We start from the raw sequence: 7162 nt of genomic DNA, 5'->3' as shown, positions 1-7162 counted from the left end.
GGCGCAGCCCGCCCCGGCCCAGCCGCAGCCCGCGCAAGCTGCCCAGGGCCAGCCCGTCGCCATGCCCTCGGCCGAGCGCCTGATGGCCCAGAGCGGCATCGACCCCTCGCAGGTGCAGCCCTCCGGCCCCGGCGGGCGCATCCTCAAGGAGGACGTGCAGCAGGCCATCGCCACCAAGCCGGCCCCGGCCCCTGCACCGGCTCCGGCCCCCGCCCCTGCGCCCGCGGTGCCCCTCACCCCCAAGGCCCCGGGCGAGCGCCGCGACGACGTGGTGCCCATGACGCCCCTGCGCCGCCGCATCGCCGAGCGGCTGCTGTCGGCCAAGCAGAACACCGCCATGCTCACGACCTTCAACGAGGCCGACATGGGCATGGTGATGGAGTTGCGCAAGGAGTACGGCGAAGGCTTCCAGAAGAAGTACGGCATGAAGCTGGGCTTCATGAGCTTCTTCGTCAAGGCCGTGGTCCAGGCCCTGCAGGAGATCCCCCAGCTCAACGCCGAGATCCGCGGCAGTGACATCGTCTACCACCGCTACTACGACATCGGCATCGCGGTGGGCGGCGGCGAGGGGCTGGTGGTGCCGGTGATCCGCGACGCCGACAAGCTCTCCATGGCCCAGATCGAGGCCGTCATCGCCGACTACGGCACCCGCGTGCGCGAGAAGAAGATCAAGCCCGAGGAGCTGATGGGCGGCACCTTCACCATCACCAACGGCGGCATCTACGGCTCCTTGAACTCCACCCCCATCCTCAACCCGCCCCAGGTGGGCATCCTGGGCATGCACGCCATCGTCGAGCGCCCGGTCGCCCGCGGCGGGCAGGTGGTCATCCGCCCCATGATGAACCTGGCCCTCTCCTACGACCACCGCATCGTCGACGGGCGCGAGGCCGTGACCTTCCTCAAGCGGATCAAGGAGCTCATCGAGAACCCGGTGCGGCTGGCCTTGGAAGTCTGAAGATGCAAGACGCCAAACGCAAGACGCGATCTGGAAAAAGGCGTTTGGCGTTGGGCGTTTGACGTTTAGCGGAGCGAAGCGACTATGCCGAAACATCAACTCGTCGTCATCGGTGCGGGGCCGGGGGGCTACGTGGCCGCCATCAAGGCCGCGCAGCTCGGCCTCGAGGTGGCCTGCGTGGAGAAGGAGCAGGCCCTGGGCGGCACGTGCCTGCGGGTGGGGTGCATCCCCTCCAAGGCGCTGCTCGAGGCCAGCGAGAAGTTCTACGAGGCCAAGAAGGGCGCGCTCATCGGGGTGAAGGTCCAGGACGTGAGCCTGGACCTCCCCGCAATGATGGCCCACAAGGACAAGGTGGTGCAGGCCAACACCGACGGGGTGAGCTTTTTGTTCAAGAAGAACAAGGTCACGCGCTACCTGGGCCACGCCCGCTTCGTCTCGGCCAACAAGCTGGTGGTGGAGGGCCCCGAGGGCCAGACCGAGCTCGAGTTCGAGCGCTGCATCATCGCCACCGGCTCCAAGGTGGCGATGCTGAAGGGGGTCGAGGTGGACTACCAGACCGTCATCACCTCCGACCAGGCCATCGCCCTCGAGCAGGTCCCCGAGACGATGGTGGTGATCGGGGGTGGGGTGATTGGGCTCGAGCTCGGCTCGGTGTGGAGCCGCCTGGGCGCTAAGGTCACGGTGCTGGAGTACCTGCCGCGCATCCTGGGCGGTATGGACGGCGAGCTCTCCCGCGCCGCCGAGAAGATCCTCAAGAAGCAGGGCCTCGACATCCGCACCTCGCAGAAGGTCACGCGGGCCTACGTCAAGGACGGCAAGGGCGTGGTCGAGGTCGAGGGCGGCGAGACCTTCACCGCCGACAAGGTGCTGCTGGCGGCGAGCCGGGTGCCCAACACCGACGGGCTGGGGCTCGAGGCCGTCGGCATCACCCCCGACAACCGGGGCCGCATCCCCGTGAACGCGCACTTCCAGACCGCCGTGCCCCACATCTACGCCATCGGCGACGTGATCGCGGGCCCCATGCTCGCCCACAAGGCCGAGGAAGACGGCATCGCGGCGGTCGAGGGCATGGTCACGGGCTGGGGCCACGTGGACTACAACACCGTGCCCAACGTGGTCTACACCCACCCCGAGATCGCCTCGGTGGGCCAGACCGAAGAGGAACTCAAGGAGGCGGGCGTGCCCTACAAGAAGGGCAGCTTCCCCTTCCAGGCCAACGGCCGCGCCCGCGCCATCGGCAGCACCGACGGCTTCGTCAAGGTGCTCACCCACGCCGAGACCGACCGCGTGCTCGGCGTCCACATCATCGGCCCTCACGCCGGTGACCTCATCGCCGAGGCGGCCACCGCCATGACCTTCAAGGCCTCCTCCGAGGACATCGCCCGCGCCTCCCACGCCCACCCCACGCTGGCGGAGGCGCTCAAGGAGGCGGCGATGGCGGCGTACGACAAGCCGATTCATATTTGAGGTCGTACGTCGTACGCGAGACGCCGAACGCCGAACGCCGAACGCCGAACGCCGAACGCCGAACGCCGAACGCCGAACGCAAGACGCCCTTTGTTTACCCCCCTTAGCAAGGGGGGTTGGGGGGATAGCCCCTCCCCGCGTGCGGGGAGGGGTCACAAGTCACACGCCACGAGCCTTTTGCTGACGGCTGACCGCTGATAGCTGACGGCTATACCCGCTACCTCCGCGCCTCGAGCCAGTCCTTCACCCAGCCGCCCAGCAGGACCGCCAGGCCCACGGCTACGGCGATCTGGGGCGGGGTTTTGATGACGTCCAGGATCGCCAGGACGGCCTGGATCACGGCGACCGCCCAGGCGAGGGTGAACGACCAGAGGATGCGGAGGAACCACTTGCGAGCTGCGTCCACGCCAACATGCTAAGGGCGGGGCCGCCCCTGAGGCGTAGGAGCCCCGCCACCTTCGCCCTACAGGCTAGCCGTGGACGTCCTCGGGCTTTTTCTCCATGCGGCCGGTGAGCCAGTAGAGGATGCGCTCGGCGATGTTCTCCAGGTGGTCGCCCAGGCGCTCGTAGCTGCGGGCGATGCGCATGAGGGTGAGGGCTTTGGAGATGGTGCGGGGGTCTTCGAGCATGTAGGTCAGCAACTCCCGCGTTACCGACTCGTACATTCCGTCCACCTCGTCGTCGCGGCGCAGCACCTCGCGCGCGGCTTCCTGGTCGCGCTCGGCGACGGCCTTGGCCACGAGGTCGAGCATCCCCGCCAGGCGGTGGGCCATCTCGGGCAGCACCACGTAGCTCTTGAGCGGGGGCTCCTTGGCGAGCACGATCACGTCCTCGGCGACGTGGGCGGCGTAGTCCCCGGCGCGCTCGAGGTCGGTGAGCGACTTGATGATGGTCAGGGCGAAGCGCAGGTCGCTGGCGACGAGGCTCTGGCGGGCCATGAGCACCACCGCGGCGTTCTCGATCTCGAGCTCGAGGGGGTCCACCTCGTTCTTGTCCTGGGCGATGACCTCGTTGGCCAGGCGGATGTCCTGCTCCGCCAGGGCCTTTGCGCTCTTCTCCACCATCTCGCGCACCAGCGAGACCATGCGGATGCTCTCCTGGGTCAGCTTCCCGAGTTCACGGTCTAAGGCTTCACGCATACATCCTCCAACAGCACCGGTCAGCCCCTATCGTAGGGGAATTGCAAGCCGAAAGCGTTGCCGCCCTCCCAGGCCCGGCCGTAGGCGTGGCCGCCCCAGCCCGCGGCCAGGCGGCGCACCAGCGCCAGCCCGAGCCCCGAGCCCCGCACGCTGGCGGCGTGGTAGCCGCGCTTGCCCGGCTGGAACAGCGGCTCGTAGTCGGGGAGGGGGCTGCCCCGGTCGCGCACCTCGAGCCACACCCCCCGCGCGTCGCGGGTGCTCTCCACCACGACCTCCCCGCCGGGGCCGTACTTGAGGGCGTTGTCGAGCAGGTTCAGGAGGGCCTGGTACACTGCGTCGGGGCTGGCCCAGACGGTGTGCGGGGTCTTCCAGGTGATCCGGGCGCCGCGCTCGGCGAGCTGGGGGGCGAGGAAGCGCTCGAGCCGGGGGCGCAGCTCCTCGAGGGCGAAGGTGCGCTCCTGCCCGGGCACGCGGGTGAGGGGCAGGTCCTCGACCAGCCGCCGCAGGCGCTGGGCCTCCTGCAGCAGCAGCCCCAGCACCTCCGCCTGCTGGTCGGGCTCGAGGCCCTGCTGCAAGGCCTCGATGAGCGAGAGCATGCCGGTGACCGGGGTGCGGAACTCGTGCGCGAGCACCCGGCTCGACTCCTCGAGCGCCTCCAGCCGTTGCTGCTCGCCGGTCCGGTCGAGCAGCAGCAGCACCCCCGGCGCGGCCTTGGCCCACAGGTGCCGCCCGCGCAGCTCGAGCCGGGCCTGGCCGCCCTCGCGGCACAGCCGCTCGAGGCGGTGGTCGCGCAGCGCCAGCAGCAGGGGCCTGCCCAGCACCCGCTCCCGCGCGACCTCCAGCAGCCGCGCGGCCTCGGGGTTGAGGTAGGTCACGCGCTCCTCGGCGTGCAGCACCACGCCCTCGCGGGCCTGTTCCCAGGCGTGCTCGAGGGCCTTGAGGCTGACCACGGCTTCCACGGGGGTCACCCCTCACCGCGGGCGGGAGCATTCGGGGGCACGGGCCTCATGGGTTCTCACGGAAACGATACCCCACCCCGCGCAGGGTCTCGAGGTAGAGCGGGCTCTTGGGGTCCTCCTGCAGCTTCTCGCGCAGTTGCGCGACGTGCTGGTCCACGGTGCGGGCCGTGCCCATGAACTCCTGCCCCCAGACCCGCTCGAGCAGCTCCTCCCGCGTGTACACCCGCCCGGGGTGCCGCGCCAGAAAGGCCAGCAGCTCGAACTCGCGGCGGGTGAGGTCGAGGGGGGTGTCGTGCAGGTAGGCCTGGTGGCGCTCGAGGTCGAGCACCAGCCTGCCCCGCTCGATGCGCCCGGACCGGCCCGAGCGGCGCAGCAGGGCCTGCACCCGCGCCAGCAGTTCGGGGGTCGAGAAGGGCTTGGTGAGGTAGTCGTCGGCGCCGCGGGTGAGCCCCTCGACCCGGTCGCTCTCCCCGCTGCGGGCGGTGAGCATCAGCACGGGCAGGGTCTCGTAGCGGCTGTCGGAGCGCAGGCGCTCGAGCAGCCGCACCCCCGGCTCGTCGGGGAGCATCCAGTCCAGGAGCACCAGGTCGGCCTGGCCCAGCAGCACCCAGGCCTCGGCCGCGGTGGCGGCCTCGAGCACCTGGTGCCCGGCACGCACCAGGCTCAGCCGCAGGCCCACGCGCACGGCAGGTTCGTCCTCGACCACGAGTAAGCGCGACATCCTGCCTCAGTGTAGCCGTGGCCTTGTCAGGAAAATGTCAAGGGGGCGTGATGGACCGCCTGCGGGACGAACGTCTCGGCCGCAGGCCGAGGGGCACTTGTCCTCAGAGGGTTGGGCTAGGGTAAGGCCATCAGCGCCGCTCCCTGGGACGTGCCTTCGCCAGCACCGACGCGGCGAGAAGGAGTTGGCCTATGTTCAAGCGCATCCTCATCCCCACCGACGGAACCGAATTCGGGCGCAACGCCCTCGAGCAAGGCCTCGAGGTCGCCCGGCTCATGGGCAGCGAGGTGACCATCCTCTACGCCCTGGAAAACCCCTACGAGTTCCTGCCCGCCTACAGCGCCGAGACCCCCGAGCACACCGAGGCGATGTTCGAGCACTACCGCGAGGAGAGCGAGAAGGCCCTGGCCCGCATCCGCGACATCGCCACCGCCCAGGGCGTGAGCGCCAAGGCCGTGCTGGTCGAGGACAGCCCGGTCCCGGCGATCCTCGAGGCCGCCAAGGAGCACGACCTGGTGGTGATGGCGACCCACGGCCGCAAGGGCATCGAGCGGGTGCTGATGGGCTCCGTCACCGACAAGATCTTGCACAATTGCTCCACGCCGGTGCTGGTGCTGCGGGGCTCGAGCGCCTGAGCCCTCGGGGCTACTCCGCCGTAGTCCCCGGGGGCTGCAGCCCGAGGGTTTCGGCCAGCTTCACCATGCCCCGGGGCTCGAGGAAGGGCGCGCTCAGGGTGCCGTCTTGCAAGTGAGAGTCCAGGCAGGCGATCAGGGCCTCGTCGTAGAGGTTGCCGGCGCAGGGGGCCTCCTTGCGCGGGCTCATGCGCTTCTGGAGGGCCTCGAGCAGGGGCTCGATGTCCGGAGCTGCGGAAGGGCCGTCGCTGATCGGCATGTCGGAGTAATCCTGGTGCACGTCGCTTATGAAGCTACGGATCTGCTCAGGGCCTGCACGGCGGGGGAGAACCTCCGTGTCGTTGGAATTCGATAGGCCCACTCGAGCACCGCGGCCCGAATTGAGAAGGATGGCGGCCTCGAAGTTGAGCGTACGGTTGAGTTTGGTGCCGCTGCCTGCCAGGGTGGGGTTCAGGTATAACAGGTTTAGGTAGACCAGCGCTCCAGCAAAGCTGGCTACGACTTCTTGCGGCAGGCTGTTGTCGATGCTGCGGGTGTGCAGAACTTCGTGAGCCAGTATCGGGGCATACAGCAGGGGGTTCTCGTTACGGTAGCTCCCGTTGATCAGGATTTCGCTATCGCCGGTGAGCCGTGGCCAGGTTTGGCCTCGGAGGGTCGGTGGCAACTCCCCCCACCTCACGCTTGCCACGACCGGTCGCAGGAGAGATGTGTTTTGGTGCAGCACCCAGTCAATGGCCGCCTCGAAAACCGTGCCGGTCAGCCCGGCGAGGGCGGCCCGGAGGCTCGGGTCGGGGATCTTGTCACGCGCGGCCGGGTGGCGGAACACGCGCAGGGCCCGCCTGGTTATCCCCGGAACTTTTTTCTCGGCCACCTGCAGGTGGGCTTTCAGGTAGGCCAGGGCCTCGGTTTCGGTCTGGTCGCGGCGGCCGGGCACCTCGTAGGGGTGGAAGGTTCTGGCCACGCCGTGGGGGTAGAGGCGGGGGTCTTTCACCGGCCACGGGCGCAGGGCCGTCTGCTGGGCGGCGGTGAGCCTGCAGCCGGGGGAGCTTAGCCCCAGGCCGGGGTCGCTGGGGCAGCGCGCGGGCGGAGGAGGCTCGGACTGGCGGGTAGCGATCAGCAGCAGGCCCAGGAGGATCCAGCCGAGCGTTTTCCAGGGGGGGCGTTGGGCAGGAGTCATCGAACCCTCGAGCGGTCTAAGCCACAGGGTAAGGAGGGAGTTTCCTGGTGTCAATCCATGAAAACCGCGGGCCGGAGGGCCGTTGCATTCGGCGGGGCGGTTTTGCATTATG

The 7162-nt window shown here is 69.1% G+C and carries 8 protein-coding genes; 3 read left to right on the top strand and 5 right to left on the bottom strand.

Annotated features, from left to right (window positions below):
• On the top strand, positions 1-955 hold a 955-nt coding region (gene odhB, locus MEICH_RS25675; RefSeq protein WP_036219597.1), incomplete at its 5' end, for a 2-oxoglutarate dehydrogenase complex dihydrolipoyllysine-residue succinyltransferase.
• Positions 956-1039: 84 nt separating this feature from the next.
• Entirely contained in the window at positions 1040-2422 is a 1383-nt protein-coding gene (gene lpdA / locus MEICH_RS0116470) for a dihydrolipoyl dehydrogenase (RefSeq protein WP_027893501.1), read from the top strand.
• Between the two features lie 217 nt (positions 2423-2639).
• Here the strand turns inward: lpdA and MEICH_RS0116465 are convergent, their stop codons facing one another.
• The 4 genes from MEICH_RS0116465 to MEICH_RS0116450 form a co-directional block, all read right to left on the bottom strand.
• A complete protein-coding gene (locus tag MEICH_RS0116465; protein WP_027893500.1) occupies positions 2640-2828 on the bottom strand; it encodes a hypothetical protein in 189 nt (62 codons plus the stop codon).
• Positions 2829-2892: 64 nt separating this feature from the next.
• Positions 2893-3561 carry a phosphate signaling complex protein PhoU gene (gene phoU / locus MEICH_RS0116460; RefSeq protein WP_027893499.1) on the bottom strand — a complete coding sequence of 223 codons (669 nt, stop codon included), beginning with the start codon at positions 3559-3561 and terminating at the stop codon, positions 2893-2895.
• A gap of 20 nt (positions 3562-3581) precedes the next feature.
• Complete coding sequence (locus tag MEICH_RS0116455; protein WP_245587696.1) at positions 3582-4529, bottom strand: sensor histidine kinase; 948 nt, start codon at positions 4527-4529, stop codon at positions 3582-3584.
• A 37-nt stretch (positions 4530-4566) separates the two neighbouring features.
• On the bottom strand, positions 4567-5241 hold the full coding sequence (locus MEICH_RS0116450) for a response regulator transcription factor (protein WP_027893497.1): 675 nt from the start codon (positions 5239-5241) through the stop codon (positions 4567-4569).
• A 191-nt stretch (positions 5242-5432) separates the two neighbouring features.
• Here MEICH_RS0116450 and MEICH_RS0116445 point away from each other — a divergent pair, with 191 nt between their 5' ends.
• Positions 5433-5876, top strand: coding sequence for a universal stress protein (locus MEICH_RS0116445; protein ID WP_027893496.1), 444 nt, complete (start codon positions 5433-5435; stop codon positions 5874-5876).
• 10 nt (positions 5877-5886) lie between these two features.
• On the opposite strand, the gene MEICH_RS0116440 is transcribed toward MEICH_RS0116445, so the two are convergent.
• A complete protein-coding gene (locus tag MEICH_RS0116440) occupies positions 5887-7050 on the bottom strand; it encodes a hypothetical protein (protein WP_027893495.1) in 1164 nt (387 codons plus the stop codon).
• Positions 7051-7162 lie beyond the last annotated feature (112 nt).

Source organism: Calidithermus chliarophilus DSM 9957 (genome assembly GCF_000430045.1).
In the GTDB taxonomy this organism is placed as follows: Bacteria; Deinococcota; Deinococci; order Deinococcales; family Thermaceae; genus Calidithermus; species Calidithermus chliarophilus.
This window is presented reverse-complemented; position numbering and strand designations above follow the sequence as displayed.